The sequence below is a fragment of the Aquimarina penaris genome (genome assembly GCF_040786285.1).
GTDB lineage: Bacteria > Bacteroidota > Bacteroidia > Flavobacteriales > Flavobacteriaceae > Aquimarina.
The window spans coordinates 476444-493559 of the sequence record NZ_JBFMKQ010000001.1 but is presented as its reverse complement, the minus strand read 5'-3'; the positions used below and the strand labels follow the sequence as shown (position 1 = coordinate 493559).

Here is a 17116-nt window from a genome sequence, read left to right as displayed (position 1 = left end):
AAATGTACTTAAGTTTCTAATACAAAGAATCATTTTTACACTAATCGAAATATATATGTTGTATACTCATATTTTTTTTATGCTATCGAAGTTTATCCATTTAGCATAAGTTCTTGTTCAGTAGACATAAAAAGAAACGAAAAAGAAAATATATACCTTAGCTTTGTTGGTTAATTAGTTTGAGCATTGAATATAAAACACATTACATATCACATTTTATTTTGGATCGTTGTGATGACTTCATTTGTAATGTCTGAATGGGGTTATATGCAGTCTTTTAAAGATGCACTTATTTATGAATTACTTTTCTTGCCATCCAGGCTTATTGTGGTATATATAAATTGGTTTGTGTTAATTCCTAAGTTTTTGTATAAAAACAGACTTTTGCATTATTTTATAGTATTAATTATAGTTTTGTTAGTTTTTGCTATGGGGCATCGTTATTTTGTATTGTACTGGGGGTTTCCAAAATATTTCCCGCAATGGATGGAAGGTCAAAAAGTCAATCCCTGGATTTTTTCACGAGTGGTACAGGCAGTACTTATTATTGTATCTCCTGTAGCATTTACTACCGGATTTAAACTGTTTATGGATTGGTACAAACAGCGTAGAGAAACGGAAGTCTTAAAGCAAGAAAAAACCAATGCTGAATTAAAATTTTTAAGATCACAAACCAATCCTCATTTCCTTTTTAATACACTGAACAGTATCTACGGACTTGCCCTAGAAAAATCTGAAAAAACCCCCGGACTTATTCTAAAACTTTCTGATATACTGAGTTATACTTTATACGAATCTAATGTCAAGAAAGTATTGTTGAGTAAAGAATTAATGCTGATAGAAAACATCATTGCATTAGAAAAAGAACGTTTTGAGAAACGAGTAGTTATTGATTATAAAGTAGAGGGAGATGTCGAAGGGATTAAAATTCCTCCATTGATTTTGGTGCCATTTATAGAAAATGCTTTTAAACATGGATTAAAAAATGAAGTCAAAAAAGGTTGGATCAATATTCATATTAAAACCGCTAAAAATACACTATCTTTTGTCATAGAAAACAGCATTTCTAAACTAGAAGATGCGCATAATAATGGAGGAGGATTAGGTCTTCAAAATGTATCTAGAAGACTAGATCTATTATATGGCGATAACAAAGAGCTTACGATTAACAAAACCGATGAAGCTTTTATAGTTAAATTGAAGATTAAATTGTTTGAGGATGAATCTTAAGTGTCTCATAGTTGATGATGAACCCATTGCACAAAACATTGTTAAGGGATTTATTAATGATACGCCTAATTTAGAAATTATTGGTATTTGCGATAATGCCATGGAAGCTTTAAAAATACTTCAAGAACATGCCATTGATATTCTTTTTTTAGATATCGAGATGCCAAAAATTTCAGGGCTAAGCTTTTTAAAAACCTTATCGCATCCACCAGCTACTATTATTACCACCGCCTATCGAGAATTTGCTCTTGAAGGGTATGAGTTAGATGTGGTTGATTATTTGCTAAAACCATTTTCTTTCGAACGGTTTTTAAAAGCGGTTAATAAAGTGAGTTGTAAGAGTGAAGTTGATCATGCCACTACAAAAATTACCCCTAAGGCATATGCGTATTTTAAAGTTGACCGAAAAAATGTGAGAGTTAATTATGATGAAATCATCTATATTGAAGGCTTAAGCAATTATATAAAAATTCACCTTAAAAATGAACACTTGGTGGTGTATCATAAGCTTATTGATTTAGAAAGAATACTACCAGATGGTCAATTTGTTCGTATTCATAAATCCTATATCATTTCTATGGATAAGATAAAGGCCTACGGCAATGATTATGTTGAGGTTTTGGATCAGCAGTTGTCTATAGGTAACACATATAAAGACACTTTTTTTAAAGTGTTATCGCTAAGAGATAACCAACATTAATTTTTAGTATTACTTACTAAAGTGAATGTTTTCGTTGGATCCATTCACTAAAATTAATATAATCCAAAACGTATGCAGGAATAGGCTCTTTTTGTAATTGTTGTTTTAGGCTTTTAAAAGCATCTCTTTTTTCATGAACTGGGTATTCTACTGTTTTTGACAAAAACTTCAGCAAGATTTTCTCATAAGAATCTATGTTTTTGTGTTTTTTTATCCTTTTTTTGGTGGTGTCAATTAAGTATCGTAATGTAAATCCATTACCTAATTCATAATGTACTAATAAGTTTAGCCAATACGTATAGGTGATCAAGTCCTTTCTGTCTTTTTTGGTTTGGTGATTCAAAATATCATTAATCCATTGCAATGCTTTTTTATAATCTTTTTTTAGAAAATAAATAGTAGCAAATTGAAAAGAAAAAGAGAGTTTATAAGTATCAGGAACCAGAGTTTTATGATGCTCTGTAAAACTTAAAATTTCATCAATAATTTCATGTGTGGTATGCAATCCTTTTAGGTTTCTATGGATCTCGAGTTCAATGTTATATAGTCTAAGTTTCTCTTTGATAAAAGTAGCAGAAATGGTTTCTACTTCGAGTGACTTTTGTTTGATAAGTAAGATTCTTACAAACGCTTCTTTGTATTGCTTTTTAAATACCAAAAACCCAAGAAGATTATTAGTGACCGAAAAATACATCGGAAAAAATTCTCTCATTAACTCGGGATATTGCTCCCATTCTTTGATGAGTTCTTCTATAGTGCGTTTAGCTTTGTCATGATCCTTAGAGATAAGTTGTTTCCTGTATTTATGTAGTGTTTTTAATGTTCTATTTTGTAATGAAACGCTTTTTTTGTGAGACAACGAAAATTGAGTTGGATCTATATTGGCAAGTAAGAGGTCGATGTATTCATTTGTTGATTTTAAGGTGCTTTTTTGTTTTTGAGCAATAGTTTTTATGGTTTCAAAGTCTTGAGGGTGCATCACTTGATGTACTTTTCTTTTCCAATCTTGTATGTGAAACAATAACAAATCATGTTGAAAATTTTTAGCTTTTTTCTCTGCCCGGTTTAATTCACTTTCGCAAATTTTATACTGGCCCTTATGAAATAGTATTTCAACATTGCGAATGATATCTGTGAGTTCGGCGTTTTTCGAAATTTTTGAATGATAATTTCTTAGGGATTGTAAAATACGATGTTTCAGGTAATTTTTTATAGTAGTTAATTGTGTTACAAATGCTTTATCTTTAAAAAGCGCTTTAATTTTGGATTCATCATACTCTTTTTGGGCTTCAATAGCATCAAATAAATTGAGGTATTCTAAAGATTCACTTCCTTGCGCACTTAATTTAAAATGCCGTTTTTCACTTTTGGATAATGACTTGATAAGATAAAACAATTCTTCGCTTTTTTTCATGTAAAACTTGATGTTAGAAACCTATGTTTGTTCAAAAATATAATTTTTTTGATTCTTATGATCATTTACCTTTGAATAGTTAGTAATCAAAAAACAACATAGTATGTCTAATGCAATTAATTGGTTCGAAATACCAAGTACAAATTTTGAAAGAGCTGTAAAGTTTTATAACGAACTTTTAGAAGCCGAGTTACAACCTATGGAAATGGATTTTAAAATGGCTTTTTTTCCATACAAGGACGGGGGTGTAGGAGGTTGTGTTACCCATGGTAATGGCAATAAACCTTCTCAAGAAGGTACTTTTGCATACCTTAACGGAGGAGATGATCTCTCGGTACCTCTGGCCCGCGTAGAGAAGGCGGGAGGGAAAATACTAATGCCAAAAACCTCATTGGGTGAGAACGGTTTTATGGCTATTTTTCTGGATACCGAAGGAAATAGAGTAGCTTTCCATTCTATGAAGTAAGATTGATTATAAATATAAACTGATGGTTACTTTAAAAAGAATGATTTGAGTTACTTTACCTTGGGGAGAAGGTTAGGATTAGGGAATTTTATATCAAAACCCTCACCTTAATCCTCTCCCAGAGGGAGAGGAAACTTGGTTGGAAATAACCATCAGTTTATATTTATTGTCAAAATGTGCAGAGAGGATCAGGTGGTAACTTTTCACCTTTGCTCAATGTGGCATAAAAAGAAAAACTTAGTAACTTCAACATCACAATACTTTAATCTCATGCAATACTTTACTAAAGATTTTAATGCTTTTTTCAAAGAATTAGCAAGTAATAATCATAAAGAATGGTTTCATGCTAATAAAAAACGATACGAAGTAAGTGTAAAGAATCCATTTGTGGCTTTTGTTGGTGATATGATCCAAGAAATTCAAAAGCTAGATACAGATCTTAAGATAGAACCCAAAGACTGTATTCTTAGAATCAATAAAGATATTCGATTTTCTAAGGATAAGTCTCCATATAATCTTCACTATACTGCATTTATCTCAAGTAGAGGGCGCAAAGACAAAAGTATTCCAGGGATTTTTTTACGATTTTCGCCAGAAATGGTCGGTATTATGGGAGGATGTTTTGGTCCGTCAAAAGAGCAATTAGAAAAAATAAGAAAGACGATTGCTAAAAACCCTTCGGCATTTAAGCGACTACTAGAAAACAAGGATTTTGTTCAAAAATTTGGTGAAATTAAAGGAGAAACCATGAAACGAATCCCCAAAGAATGGAAAGAAGCATGTGAAAAGGAACTTTTAATAGCCGACAAGCAGTTTTATTTTGTTGGTGAAGAAGCTCCTGGTTTAATTACAAGTGAAATTTTGGTAGACGAACTAATGAATTACTGGAAAATCATGCGCCCCGTAAATGAGTATTTAACCAAAGCAATCCTATAATCATGGCTTACAACGAATTTATTGCAGATCGTATACGTCAACTCTTTAGAGAAAAAAAGGCGAATTTTTATGAAAAGAAAATGATGGGTGGTCTGTGTTTTATGGTCGATGATAAAATGTGCTGCGGAATTCATTTTGACAAGAAAAAAGAAATGGATTTGTTGATGGCCAGAATAGGGCCAGAAGCTATTGACGAGGCTATGAAAAAAGAAGGATGTTTGCCTATGGATTTTACGGGCCGACCTATGAAAGGCTTCGTTTTTATTACCGAAGATGGTTTTGATTTAGATGTAGACCTGGAGTACTGGATTCAATTATGTTTAGACTTTAATCCTTTGGCCAAAATGAGCAAGAAAAGAAAGTCGTAGTCGATTTCTGTAATCCTTCATAGACTTTCTCGACCTATGACATATGTCTAAACAGATCATTAATACCATTAATGTATTTATTGCTTTTCAATACCTTCTGGCAAGAAAGAAGCAGAGTTTTTTAGCTACCATAGGGGTAATGCTTGGTGTGACCACATTTATTGTCATGATTAATTTTATGACGGGGGTTAATGATTTTTTAGATGATGCCGTTTTTAATGGTAGCCCAGATATCATTATTAGTGCAAAACAAAAGAAATTACCCTCTAATCAACTTTTTGGAGTTAGTATCAATTCACTTGATAAAGTTGAAAAAATTGATCACTTGTTGTCAAAAGAAGAAAATATTCAATCTTTTGCACGGCAAATTATATCCCCTGCTATTTTAGTAAGTGAAAACAAACAATTACCCGGAAGCATTAATGGAGTTTTCCCATCTTCAGAAAAGGAAATGGTTGATTTAGAACGTAGGTTGATCGAAGGAAAAGGATTTGATAGCCTTACAGAAGAGAATGCTATTTTATTGGGGATAAGTCTTGCTAAAAAATTACAGGTATCTGTAGGAGATCAACTAAAAATGATACTTCCTAATGGGAAAAGTATGCGCCTTAAAGTAGCAGGGATTTTTAGCTTCGGAATCACGACCATAGATAATGTGCGAACCTATTTTCCGGCTAAAACATTACAAAATTTGTTAGGGCAGAATAATGCAGTCACCCATGTACATATTAAATTGAAAGATCGCGATGATGTAGGCTTAAAAACCGAATTATCTCAACATCTTGATACGATTACTATCGAAGATTGGAAAGACGCTAATAAAACTATTGTGATTGGCAATAAGGTTCGTGATATACTCACCTGGTCGGTTTCTTTTGCTTTATTACTTGTTGCCGGATTTGGGATGTATAATATTTTGAATATAACCGTTATCCATAAACGGAAAGATATAGCCGTACTAAAAACAATAGGGTACTCTGCTGCAGATGTTGTGTTCATTTTCCTGGTACAATCCATTATTATTGGCTTGTTAGGAGCTTTGCTAGGCGCTGGCTTTGGATATTTGATTAGCTATTTGATTTCTACGACCCCGCTGGATACTTCAGATTTTATAATTGTAGACACCTATCCGATCAACTTCAAATGGGTGTATTATGTTATGGGAATAGCCTTTGGAATCTTAACAACGATTCTCGCAGGATATTTTCCATCAAAAAAGGCAAGTAGAGTAGACCCTGTAACCATAATAAGAGGAATATGATCCTTGAAACAAAACATATAAACAAGTATTTTTATGAACCAGAAAAACATCAGGTTTTAGATGAAATTTCATTGCAACTGGTTTCCGGAGAATTAACGGCTGTGTATGGTGAATCTGGTAGTGGTAAATCTACATTACTATATATTTTATCTACCTTGGATAGAGACTTCGAAGGAGGATTGCAAATACTTGATCGTGATATTAAAAAATTATCTGCAACAGAGCTTACTAATTTTAGAAACAGGCAAATAGGTTTTGTGTATCAGTTTCATTATTTATTGCCAGAGTTTAATGTACTTCAAAACATTATGCTTCCTGCCATGAAATTGGGTAAAAAAACCAAAGAAGAGATTAAGCACGATGCTATACTATTATTAAAAGAATTGGGGATGCAAGATTTTGCGAACCGGGCATCATATAAATTATCAGGAGGTCAACAACAACGAGTTGCAATTGCCAGAGCATTAATTAACGATCCTTCTCTAATTATAGCAGATGAACCTACCGGAAACCTGGATCAAAAAAACAGTGATGTGATATTCGATCTACTAAAAGAGATTACATCAAAAAGGGGGAAAGCGGTGGTTATCGCAACACATAATCTCAAAATTTATCAAAATTCTGACAAGGCAATTGAAATGATTGATGGTTCTATTCGACTATAGATACATAACGTTTTAAAAACCAATACAATGAAAAATCAATCAGGAAAAAATAGGATTATATTTGATGGCGAATGTAATTTGTGTAACGGAGTAATAGGATGGTTGATGAAATTTGCGCCCAAAGAGGTTTTTGAATTTATACCTTTTCAATCTCCAAGAGGGCAGGAGATACTTATACATTTTGGTTTTCCAACAGAACGGTTAGAGACTGTAATTCTTATTGATGAAAACGGACCCCATACGCACTCAGATGGGTTTTTGAGAATAGTCTCGAAGATTCCCAGATGGAAACTGGTAGCTGCGTTACTTGCATTTATTCCCAGAATGATACGGGATTCTATATACAATTTGGCATCACGAAATCGTGTAAAATGGTTTGGGCAATCTAAAAGCTGTACAATTAATTTCAGGTAGTTATAATCACGTTAATGTTTTAGGGGATTTCTATGTTTTAGTGTAAATTCAGTATTATATCTAAAGATATGGAATCTACAAGAAGAAAATTTATAAAAGATTCTTCTCTCGGGATGATGCTCATTGCATTACATCCCGAATTTTGTTTTGCTGTCGACGATGATACATCTTCAACGACGAATCCACCTCAATTTGATTTGATTAAGAATATTCGATTGCTTACCAGTACCTCATTACATCTAATGAAAGAGTTTTATGCAGGTACTCTAGGATTAAGGATTGAAAGCGAAAAGAAGTCAGAAATTACATTTATTGCCGGCGTATCTACCCTTACTTTTGTAAAGATAGATGCAAGCATGGGAGACCCCTGGTATCATTTTGCGTTTAATATTCCAGAAAACAAACTACTAAAAGCAAGAGCTTGGCAATTAGAGCGAACAGCATTAATTCTTACTCCAAAACGGTTAAGGGATTCTAGATTTCCTGATGATGTTAGGTATTTTAGAAACTGGAATGCACACTCAGTCTTTTTTTGGGATCCAGCTGGCAATCTGTTAGAATATATTGCCCGACATGATTTAAAAAATGGAGTAGAGGGTAAATTTACATCCACCGATATTTTGAATGTTAGCGAAATAGGATTTGTTGTAGATGATCAAGAAAAAGAAGCATATGATCTACATAATAACCTGGGAATAGAAGTTTATCCAAGAAAAAGTAACTTTTGGTGGGCAATGGGTAATGAAAATGGACTCTTGCTTTGCTTACCAAAAAGACTATGGGGAGAAAACACAGATAACCCGAGAAGATTTGATGTTTATAAGACCGAAGCAACAATTGTTGGAAAAGAGAATAAAGAATATCACTTTTCTGGCTTCCCTTATCAAGTAAGGATGGTTCGTAATACGATATAGCAAAACCAGAAACATGAAACAAAAGATTGGCTTAACACTGTGTAGTGGATTTCTATTGATGCTATTTGCATGTAATACCAAAGATCAGGCTACCCAAATTATTCTGGATTCTTTAGAAGCTCATGGTGGAATTGAAAAATGGAAAAACACTAAAGAGCTTTCTTATTTAAAAACAACTATTCTTTTTGATAGTTTGGGAAATATTGAAAAAAAGATAACCCAGAAACACAAAAATACTTTTAGACCTAATTTTACTGCCGAAATGTACTGGGAAGAAGATTCTATACATAAAAAAGTGACTTTTGAAGGTGATAGAACTACTGTGTTTTATAATGACTCCCTTCAGAATAGTACAAATCTGGAAGAAAAATATTATAACAATATCATCGCAGCCAATTATGTAATGTGGCAACCGTATAAATTATTAGATGCCGATGTTTCCTTACGTTATATGGGAGAAGAAAATATAGATGGAAAACAAGCGCATGTAATCAAAGCATCCTATGTTAATGATGATGGATCAGCTGCAAATACCTGGTGGTATTATTTTGATGTAACGACTAATAAATTAGTAGGTAATATGGTACATCACGGTACAACATATAGTTATATTGAGAATATAAAATATGAAAATAAAACAGGACTCTTTTTAAATGCAGAGCGAAAAAGCTATATGACTGATAGTGTAAGGAATATAAAATTTCTTAGAGCTCAATATTTTTATGAGATTGTTTCATTTCAATAGAATTAAAGCCATTTTTTGCCTTTCATTTTATCTAATAAATAATCGATATCATTTTCAGACCCCATGGTTACCCTTGCCCAGTTAGATTTTGTCGGCCATCCTCCTGCAAGTAAAATTTTATTTTTCCACATCAGGGCCTTGTATTCTTTAAAATTTGTAACATCAAAATAAACAAAGTTGGCTTCACTTGGGATATACTTTAGATGTAGCTCATCAAGTTCTTTATAAAATCTAGAGCGTGTTTCTTGATTATTATATCTTGACATTTCTAGAAACGAATAATCTTTTAAAGAAGTAATTGCAGAGGCTACGCTAAGCGAGTTTGGCATATTTCCAGGAAATCCAAGTGTAAATTTCATTTCCATTTCATTAATAAGTTCTGCTGGACCCAGCATAAAACCAATACGCAAACCAGCCAATCCAAATATTTTAGAAAACGTACGTGTAACTAGTACATTTTTACCTTCCTTAATTAACGACACCATCGAATGCTCTTTCCAAGATTTAAGAAAATGAATATAAGCCTCATCAACAAGCACTGTAGTTTTGTCAGAAGCTAATCGGCAAAATGATTTTAATTTTTCGGTTTCTATTACTGTACCTGTGGGGTTGTTGGGGTTGCAAATGGTAAGGAGACTAGTTTGCGAACTAATTTTGGATTCCATTTCAGGCAGATTCATCTTAAATTCTGAATCAACTTCAACAGGAATAATATTTGCTCCTATTTTTCTTCCAAATAAGCCTACCACATCAAATGTAGGGCTTGGCACTATTATTTCTTCGCCTTTGCTTCCAAAATGGGTTGCAGCCCATATTAAAAGCTCAAATGAACCGTGCCCGATTAATACATTCTCGGGATTGAGCCCTTCCTGTTCGGCGATTATTTGTTTTAAGGCTTTTAGATCATATTTAAAGAAGGTAGCGTATCGGTTACTCCTGTGTATAACCTTTTCAATAACCTTTTTTACATTTTTACTTGGGCCAAGATGGTTTTCATTATATAATAACCTTTTTACATCGTCATCGTTTTCATTTGGGAAGCTATGAACTTGTGTATTAATCTCTGAAAATCCGGTAATTGGGAGTAACCCCAATGCTGCAGATGTAGCAGCCAAATTTTTTAACCATTGCCTTCTGTCTAATGTCTTCATGTCTATTGAGTTTTGATCTCAAGTAAGTAAAAGTTGAAAGCAATGTCTATTGAATTCATGAATTCAATATCGATTTATCTAAAAAGAATGAGAAGTATATTTCGATCTATATTCTGATGGAGTTAATTTGGTACTCGCTTTAAAAGCTACGTTAAAAGATGATAAACTATAAAAACCAGAATCCAGAGCAATAGATACAATTTTAATATTTTCATCGGTAGAAAGAAGCAATCTTTTTGCCTCTTCAATTCTATATGCATTTATAAAACTTGAAAAATTTTGATTTGTGTGTCTGTTTATGATTAATGAAATATCTCGTGTAGACAAATCTAGTTTAGATGATAATGACTCTAATGTTAGCTTAGCGTCCAAATACAGGTGTTCTTCTTGAATAATGTTTTCAATTTTTTTCAGATAATAGGATCCTTGTTCTAATGTTATTTTTGAGTTGGCGTATTTTTTTTGAGGATATTCTTCAAATAGTTTTCTTTTATTAAATGCTAAAAATGAAAGAAGAAAAATCAAAATTGTAAATGCTATCGAACCAGCAGAATAAACAGGAAGTATCTTGATAAAAATTAATGTATATACTAACCAAATAACAGAAAGCGCTGTTACAAGCATTATAAACCATTCTCGCACTTCTTTTGTTGAATTACCTGATTTCTTAACGTACAACCTAATACTTAAAAATACATAGCAAAATGATTGAAGTAAAACAAAACTATAACTAAAACGCCAAAGATCACTTTGAGAATCATTGACAATATGGTTGCACAAAATGATATAGGATATAGTTGGGATGAAATGAAGAAGGTCTGATTTTTTAAAAGTTTTAGATATATTAAAAAGGGAACGGCCATAGAAGTATAATAATGGACCAAGGGCTAGGTTTGCCGCAAGCCCTAAATTTTTTATAGATATAGGTAAATCTATAAAATTGTAAAAAACGGATTTAGATATTCTTAAAGAAAGTGTGATCAAAAGAACACCCAGAATAACATTATTGACATTTTTACTTTTTAATAGATAAATGCCAAAAAACAAACTTATACCAAGTCCAATACTACTGATAATGGATATTAAAATTGTTGATGCCATGTTTTCGGATAAACAATTCTAAAGATAATTAATTAAAAGCTTTTAGCGTAAATGAGCCATTGTATATTACATTATAATAGCTACATTAAGAAAAAATCAAGTAGGACTTTTTTAAATGCAGAACGAAAAATCTTTGTGACAAATGCTTTAAGAATCATAGAATAGGGTTTCTATGAAGCTATTTCATTATGGTAAATCTTATACTCTTTTATGATTAAATAAAATAAGAAAAGCCAACTATATCAGTTGGCTTTTTTATAATAGTACAAGCTATATTCTATTGTTTTAGAATTCGCTTAGTCAGTCGTTTTTGATTAGTTTCTATTTTTACAAAATAAGAACCATTGGCCAGACTGCTAATATCTAATTTTATTTCATCAGAATACACCTGGTTAACATGTACGATGTTACTTATCTCTCTTCCTTGTATATCAAATATTAATATTGTTGTATTTTCAAAGTCATCATTACTGTTGATAGTGATGATATCGCTTGCAGGATTAGGGGACATTACTATATCTTCTGGATTGTTAGCCTTTACTTTAACATTAAACGCAATGGTTTGTGTTTTAGGCCCACAATCTGATGCGAAATCTGCAGTAACAGACCAATTCCCTTCTTCAGAATCATTGTTTTTAATATTCTCAAAGCTGATGGTATTACCAGTAATTACTTCATTTGTAGGAGAGGTCCATGTTAATGTGCCATCAAAGGTAGATCCAATAAGGTTAAGGGCCAAGTTGGATCCTTCGGTAATAATGATGGTGTCTTCATTGTTTAGAGGTATCCCTTCATTATCATCTATGACATACATGGTCGTTTCGCTAATGTCATTTTTATTTACATCAATGTTTACAGCTGTTCTTACAGATTCACATCGCCCACCCTTTGAGGTAAATGTCCAATCATAGAAGAAATAATAAAAATCAGGGTTGTTTACCGTATTACCAATAATAGAAACTATGTTCGAAGCAGAAGTGTATGGATAGCTTACACCATTTCCAGAAGGAGTTCTTCGCATTTCAATTAAGTTTCCTGCGATGAAGATAGTATAATTTTTACCTCGAGGAATATCAAAGTTAACCGTAACTCTGGATTCTCCTTCGGGAATATCAATTGATGTTGATACAACAATGTTTCCTAATTCATCTTGTACGGCAATGGTTCTATTTCCTGCAGATACTGCAGATACGGTAAAGGATTCTAAAACAATGTCATCATTGGTATTAAAAACCAAACCTTGCGAGAAATTAAAGTCTGTTGCAGTGTTAACACCCGGCGATGAAATGTCTTCTGTTACTATAGGAGAAGAAGCACCTGCTACATAATATGTAGCGTCTTCTAAAAGTGGTGGTGTTGTAAATGAAGAGCCTGTGGCCAACAATGTACCACCAGTATCAGTATCGTACCATCTATAACCAAGACTGCTACCAGTAGCTGTTAAGATTACAGATTCTTCAGAACAAATATCTGTTAGATCATTACTTTTGGGTTGAACCCCTTCTTGTTCTACATCTATAGAAAAAGTATATTCGGCAGATCCACATGTACTTGGGGCTTCAAGTATAACAGTATATGTTCCTGCTTGATTTAATGTCAAATTATCAAAAGAAATTGAAGCATTAGTGCTTGAAAAACCATTAGGGCCAGTCCAATTATAAGTCGGATTACTACCGCTTGTAACATTAAGGTTTAACTTGGCAGATTGTCCTGTACAAAGTTCGAGAATAGAGGATACGTTTTGAGATGAGCTACCATCAATCGAGGCCTCTTGTTTTGCAGTTAGAGTTGTACACGTAGGGAGTGATGATCTCCAAATACCTCTTCCGTAAGTCGCTGCGGTGATGGAATTATCTAAGATGTTAATTTCTAAATCATTTACAATTGTCGTTGGTAAATTATTAAAAAACGGAGTCCAGCTTCCGTCATCTACATTTCTGTATACACCAATACTGGTTGCAACATAAATTGGATTTTGCTCATTTTCAGCTTGGTGAACAATATCATTTAAGAAGAAATAATTGTCGTTTACAGGTAAGTTAGAAGTGATATCATTAAAATTACTTCCTCCATCGTTGGATCTAAATACTTTGTTATTTGTAGTAACCCATACAATATCTGGGTTAGTACTATGCACTGCGATTCCTTTGATCGTTCCAAAAGTATAGATATCAGATACCGTTTTACCAGCATCATTACTTCTTTTAAGAACGCCTGCTGCAGCTATATATATTCTATTATCATCAGAAGGAGCAATTTCGATTTGATCTGCAGAAGATTCTAAGTAAGCCAATGATATCCACCCGTCCTCTGTATCATTAACACGATAAAGTCGGTCATAAGCTGCATATATTTGCCCTGTGGAGTTTGTGGTTAATGGGGTTACCCAGTTTCCATTAGAATTTGTAGGTTGGTCTATCCAATTGGTTAAATTGCTTCCCGCGTTATTCGATATAAATAGTGCCCCTCCAAATTGAATAAAACCATAATATTGATCATCGTTTACAGGATCTATAGCAGTATCCATACCATCTGCTCCATAGTAATTTAGCCAGTTTCCGTTTCCGGCATTATAAGCATGGCCACCATTATCTTGTAGTCCACCCATCATTTTGTTTGCATTTTTTGGTGAAACTGCAATTTTGTAGAATTGACTAGCCTGGATGCCTGCAGTATAATCTGTAAAGTTAACACCGCTGTCTGTTGAATAATAGATTCCTCCATCAGAGCATACAAAAATAGCACCATTAAATGATCGTATCATATGAATATCTGCATGAGTATATGATGCTCCGGTGGGGTTGTTCCATTCATTAACTTTTGTAAAATTAGTTCCTCCGTCACTAGACTTCCATACATTTAAACAACCCACATAAATTTCATCGGCATTTGTGGTTGATACCCCTAAGGCTAAGTCGTAATATGCTTGGGTGCTTTCTAAGATATTTGGATCAAGAGTTGGATCTACGTTGGCATCTCTGATTAAAAATGAAGCTCCACTATCTGTTGATTGGTATACTCCTTGAAAAGACTGGTCTGCATTTGCACTTAGAATATAAACATAGTTTGCATTGGCTGGGGTAACATCAATAACCATTCTACCTCCATTAGTAGGTACTCCATTAGTAACTTGTGTAAATGAATTCCCTCCATTTTCGGATTTAAAAAATTGATTAGGTGTAACGGCATAGATCGTATTGGGGTCTCCCGGTTTAAGCTTAAGATCTTTTATGTTTCCCGAAAGGGTAATATCCCATGTAACTCCGGCATCAGTAGTTTTTAAAACTCCAGCATTGGTGGCAACCCATAATATATTAGAATTTGTAGGGTGCATATAAATTTCATTCATAGAAGAAGGGGTGAAGTCTGGGTTTAATCCAGTTGGATTCCAGGTTAATCCTCCATCGGTCGATTTAAATACTCCTGCACTTTGCGTATCACCTGCATCATCATCTCCTGTAGCTATATATATGATATTTGAGTTTGAATAATCTACAGCGATTCCTGAAACCCCTATTTGAGGTAAGTTGTCTGTTAATGGAACCCAGTTTGTACCAGAATCAATTGATTTCCAAAGTCCACCTGCCGGGGTACCCACGTACCAAGTTGACGAAGTATTAGGATCTATATAAATTACATTAATTCTTGCTTGTCCCGAAGACCAAGAACCGGTATTAGTATGCGAATAGGGTCCTAAAGCTTCCCAATCACTTAAATCTACTACATCAAGTGCCTTTTGTGCGCTTGTTTTATTCTCCCAGGCGGTCCATTTATCTTTTGTGGTTGGTAAATGTCCTTCTGCATCTGCAACGCTTTCCCAAATATATTCCCAACGTTTAAAGGGTTTATATCCACTTCCTTTTTTATTAGGATCTCTAGTTTCCCAATATTGGTTAAAGGCATTTTGAATTTCCTTAAAAGTAGGTTGATAATTTTTACTTTTCTTTGCTTGGATAGTGTTCATCCATGGAGCATCAGTATTAAATTGTGCGTTGATACTACTAATAAAGAATACGAAAACAAGAAGTAATAGTCTTTTCATAAAGGGTGTATAAAACAATTAGGTTAAAAAAATAAAATGCCGGCTTAGTAATAAGCCGGCATTTCTAATTTTAAGCTCCTCCTCTTGGGCTCGAACCAAGGACCCTCTGATTAACAGTCAGATGCTCTAACCAACTGAGCTAAGGAGGAATTTGTGTTTTGCAAATATAGAGTGTTTTTCTCTTTTTGCGAGTGCAAATATATACTATTTTTTATATCTCAAAAAGATTTTTTTGTTTTTTCTTACTTTCCGGTAATTGCTCTATAGATATCATTACCGTTAGCAAACAATAATAATGCTATAAGAATAATAAAACCAACAAGTTGAGCATACTCCATAAACTTGTCATTTGGCTTTTTGCCAGCTATAATTTCATATAATAAAAACATAACATGACCACCATCTAATGCTGGGATGGGTAGAATATTCATAAACGCTAAGATTATTGATATAAAAGCCGTAGTTCCCCAAAAAGCTCTCCAATCCCAGGCATCTGGAAAAAGATTACCGATTGCTCCAAATCCACCCACCTGGCTTGCTCCTTTTTTGGTAAAGACATATTTAAATTGTGCTATATAATCATATAATGTCCAATATCCAAAATCAAAACCTTTGGTAATACTTTCACCTAATGAATACTCCTTTTTTTGGAACTTATAATCTATTTTTGGGTATACTCCAACGATGCCATCTTCATCTGGAGTAACGGTTACACTATTTTCTATACCATCACGTAGATAGACTACTTTTAAAGCTTTCTTTGTGGTGTCTGCAACCTTTAGTCTGTTAAAATCACTCCAGTATGTTACTTTTTGATCATTAAGCGATAGAATTTTATCTCCTTTACGAAGTCCTGACTGGTCTGCTGCAGATCCTTTTTGAATACTATCAAGTATAGGATCAACTATGGGTGAAAAAGGACGTAGCACTCCAGATTCAAACATAATGGTTCCGATATCTTCAGGAATCTGTATTGTTTCTTTTTGTCCATTTTGATGCAAAACACTAATCGCATTAATATCACGCATAAACAAATGCTGATTAATCCTTGTTACATCTTCAAATTCTTTACCATTAACTTGCATGATTCTATCTCCATCTTCAAAACCATACTTTTTGAAAGAATCTTCTATGGCAAAACCTTTAGGTAAATCTTCGAAACCAACATAGCTGGTTCCCCAGGTAAATATAATGGCCATATAGATTAAAAACCCAAGAATAATGTTTACCGTAACACCGCCAAGCATAATAATTAAACGTTGCCAGGCTGGTTTAGATCTAAACTCCCATGGTTGTGGTGGTCCCGCCATTTGTTCTTTATCCATACTCTCATCGATCATACCGGCAATTTTTACATACCCTCCAAGAGGAAGCCAGCCGATACCGTATACGGTTTCACCTATTTTTTTCTTAAACAGAGAGAATTTTATATCAAAAAACAAATAAAATTTTTCTACTCTTGTTTTAAATAGTTTGGCAGGAATGAAATGCCCTAGTTCGTGTAAAACGATTAGGATAGATAAACTTAATAACAGCTGTGCAGCTTTTACAAAAAATGGACTCATGGGTCGTTCTTCAAAATTAAATCACGCAAAAGTAACCTTTTACAGGAGTATATAAAAATATACCTATGTTATATCAAAAGATTTAGGATATTTTTAATGCTAACATGGTGTTTTATACATTAGAATCCTTGTAATTTTGTCGGA

15 protein-coding genes and 1 tRNA gene are annotated in these 17116 nt (G+C 33.5%); 10 read left to right on the top strand and 6 right to left on the bottom strand.

What is annotated here, in order from left to right; translation table 11 throughout:
- Positions 1-234 precede the first annotated feature (234 nt).
- Together ABW637_RS01935 and ABW637_RS01930 are read left to right on the top strand one after the other, a co-directional pair.
- Positions 235-1230: a sensor histidine kinase gene (locus tag ABW637_RS01935; RefSeq protein ID WP_367582942.1), complete on the top strand. Its 996-nt coding sequence runs from the start codon at positions 235-237 to the stop codon at positions 1228-1230.
- Positions 1220-1930 (top strand): LytR/AlgR family response regulator transcription factor, encoded by a 711-nt coding sequence (locus ABW637_RS01930; RefSeq protein WP_367582941.1) that lies wholly within the window; start codon positions 1220-1222, stop codon positions 1928-1930. The genes ABW637_RS01935 and ABW637_RS01930 overlap by 11 nt, the downstream gene beginning before the upstream one ends.
- A gap of 16 nt (positions 1931-1946) precedes the next feature.
- Here ABW637_RS01930 and ABW637_RS01925 read toward each other — a convergent pair whose 3' ends face one another.
- Positions 1947-3344, bottom strand: coding sequence for a hypothetical protein (locus tag ABW637_RS01925; protein ID WP_367582940.1), 1398 nt, complete (start codon positions 3342-3344; stop codon positions 1947-1949).
- Positions 3345-3447: 103 nt separating this feature from the next.
- Between ABW637_RS01925 and ABW637_RS01920 the strand changes: the two genes are divergently transcribed.
- From ABW637_RS01920 to ABW637_RS01885, 8 genes are all read left to right on the top strand, one after another.
- A complete protein-coding gene (locus tag ABW637_RS01920) occupies positions 3448-3810 on the top strand; it encodes a VOC family protein (protein ID WP_367582939.1) in 363 nt (120 codons plus the stop codon).
- 270 nt (positions 3811-4080) lie between these two features.
- Positions 4081-4746: a DUF2461 domain-containing protein gene (locus tag ABW637_RS01915; RefSeq protein ID WP_367582938.1), complete on the top strand. Its 666-nt coding sequence runs from the start codon at positions 4081-4083 to the stop codon at positions 4744-4746.
- A 2-nt stretch (positions 4747-4748) separates the two neighbouring features.
- On the top strand, positions 4749-5114 hold the full coding sequence (locus ABW637_RS01910) for a TfoX/Sxy family protein (protein WP_367582937.1): 366 nt from the start codon (positions 4749-4751) through the stop codon (positions 5112-5114).
- Positions 5115-5157: 43 nt separating this feature from the next.
- Positions 5158-6375, top strand: coding sequence for an ABC transporter permease (locus ABW637_RS01905; RefSeq protein ID WP_367582936.1), 1218 nt, complete (start codon positions 5158-5160; stop codon positions 6373-6375).
- Positions 6372-7040 (top strand): ABC transporter ATP-binding protein, encoded by a 669-nt coding sequence (locus ABW637_RS01900; RefSeq protein WP_367582935.1) that lies wholly within the window; start codon positions 6372-6374, stop codon positions 7038-7040. The genes ABW637_RS01905 and ABW637_RS01900 overlap by 4 nt, the downstream gene beginning before the upstream one ends.
- Positions 7041-7067: 27 nt before the next feature.
- Positions 7068-7454 carry a thiol-disulfide oxidoreductase DCC family protein gene (locus ABW637_RS01895; RefSeq protein WP_367582934.1) on the top strand — a complete coding sequence of 129 codons (387 nt, stop codon included), beginning with the start codon at positions 7068-7070 and terminating at the stop codon, positions 7452-7454.
- A gap of 68 nt (positions 7455-7522) precedes the next feature.
- Positions 7523-8368, top strand: a complete 846-nt coding sequence (locus ABW637_RS01890) for a VOC family protein (RefSeq protein ID WP_367582933.1) — start codon at positions 7523-7525, stop codon at positions 8366-8368.
- Between the two features lie 13 nt (positions 8369-8381).
- On the top strand, positions 8382-9113 hold the full coding sequence (locus ABW637_RS01885; protein WP_367582932.1) for a hypothetical protein: 732 nt from the start codon (positions 8382-8384) through the stop codon (positions 9111-9113).
- A gap of 2 nt (positions 9114-9115) precedes the next feature.
- Here ABW637_RS01885 and ABW637_RS01880 read toward each other — a convergent pair whose 3' ends face one another.
- From ABW637_RS01880 to rseP, 5 genes are all read right to left on the bottom strand, one after another.
- A complete protein-coding gene (locus ABW637_RS01880; RefSeq protein WP_367582931.1) occupies positions 9116-10264 on the bottom strand; it encodes a pyridoxal phosphate-dependent aminotransferase in 1149 nt (382 codons plus the stop codon).
- A 78-nt stretch (positions 10265-10342) separates the two neighbouring features.
- Positions 10343-11365 carry a helix-turn-helix domain-containing protein gene (locus ABW637_RS01875; protein ID WP_367582930.1) on the bottom strand — a complete coding sequence of 341 codons (1023 nt, stop codon included), beginning with the start codon at positions 11363-11365 and terminating at the stop codon, positions 10343-10345.
- Positions 11366-11642: 277 nt separating this feature from the next.
- Positions 11643-15407, bottom strand: coding sequence for an Ig-like domain-containing protein (locus ABW637_RS01870; protein WP_367582929.1), 3765 nt, complete (start codon positions 15405-15407; stop codon positions 11643-11645).
- A 75-nt stretch (positions 15408-15482) separates the two neighbouring features.
- Positions 15483-15556, bottom strand: a tRNA-Asn gene (locus ABW637_RS01865).
- 93 nt (positions 15557-15649) lie between these two features.
- Positions 15650-16972, bottom strand: coding sequence for an RIP metalloprotease RseP (gene rseP, locus ABW637_RS01860; RefSeq protein WP_367582928.1), 1323 nt, complete (start codon positions 16970-16972; stop codon positions 15650-15652).
- Positions 16973-17116: the final 144 nt, after the last annotated feature.

Bases quoted from the DNA above. Each gene is read 5' to 3' on its own strand.
- ABW637_RS01935 (WP_367582942.1), top strand. From the start codon at position 235: ATGACTTCATTTGTAATGTCTGAATGGGGTTATATGCAGTCTTTTAAA.
- ABW637_RS01930 (WP_367582941.1), top strand. From the start codon at position 1,220: ATGAATCTTAAGTGTCTCATAGTTGATGATGAACCCATTGCACAAAAC.
- ABW637_RS01925 (WP_367582940.1), bottom strand. From the start codon at position 3,344: ATGAAAAAAAGCGAAGAATTGTTTTATCTTATCAAGTCATTATCCAAA.
- ABW637_RS01920 (WP_367582939.1), top strand. From the start codon at position 3,448: ATGTCTAATGCAATTAATTGGTTCGAAATACCAAGTACAAATTTTGAA.
- ABW637_RS01915 (WP_367582938.1), top strand. From the start codon at position 4,081: ATGCAATACTTTACTAAAGATTTTAATGCTTTTTTCAAAGAATTAGCA.
- ABW637_RS01910 (WP_367582937.1), top strand. From the start codon at position 4,749: ATGGCTTACAACGAATTTATTGCAGATCGTATACGTCAACTCTTTAGA.
- ABW637_RS01905 (WP_367582936.1), top strand. From the start codon at position 5,158: ATGTCTAAACAGATCATTAATACCATTAATGTATTTATTGCTTTTCAA.
- ABW637_RS01900 (WP_367582935.1), top strand. From the start codon at position 6,372: ATGATCCTTGAAACAAAACATATAAACAAGTATTTTTATGAACCAGAA.
- ABW637_RS01895 (WP_367582934.1), top strand. From the start codon at position 7,068: ATGAAAAATCAATCAGGAAAAAATAGGATTATATTTGATGGCGAATGT.
- ABW637_RS01890 (WP_367582933.1), top strand. From the start codon at position 7,523: ATGGAATCTACAAGAAGAAAATTTATAAAAGATTCTTCTCTCGGGATG.
- ABW637_RS01885 (WP_367582932.1), top strand. From the start codon at position 8,382: ATGAAACAAAAGATTGGCTTAACACTGTGTAGTGGATTTCTATTGATG.
- ABW637_RS01880 (WP_367582931.1), bottom strand. From the start codon at position 10,264: ATGAAGACATTAGACAGAAGGCAATGGTTAAAAAATTTGGCTGCTACA.
- ABW637_RS01875 (WP_367582930.1), bottom strand. From the start codon at position 11,365: ATGGCATCAACAATTTTAATATCCATTATCAGTAGTATTGGACTTGGT.
- ABW637_RS01870 (WP_367582929.1), bottom strand. From the start codon at position 15,407: ATGAAAAGACTATTACTTCTTGTTTTCGTATTCTTTATTAGTAGTATC.
- rseP (WP_367582928.1), bottom strand. From the start codon at position 16,972: ATGAGTCCATTTTTTGTAAAAGCTGCACAGCTGTTATTAAGTTTATCT.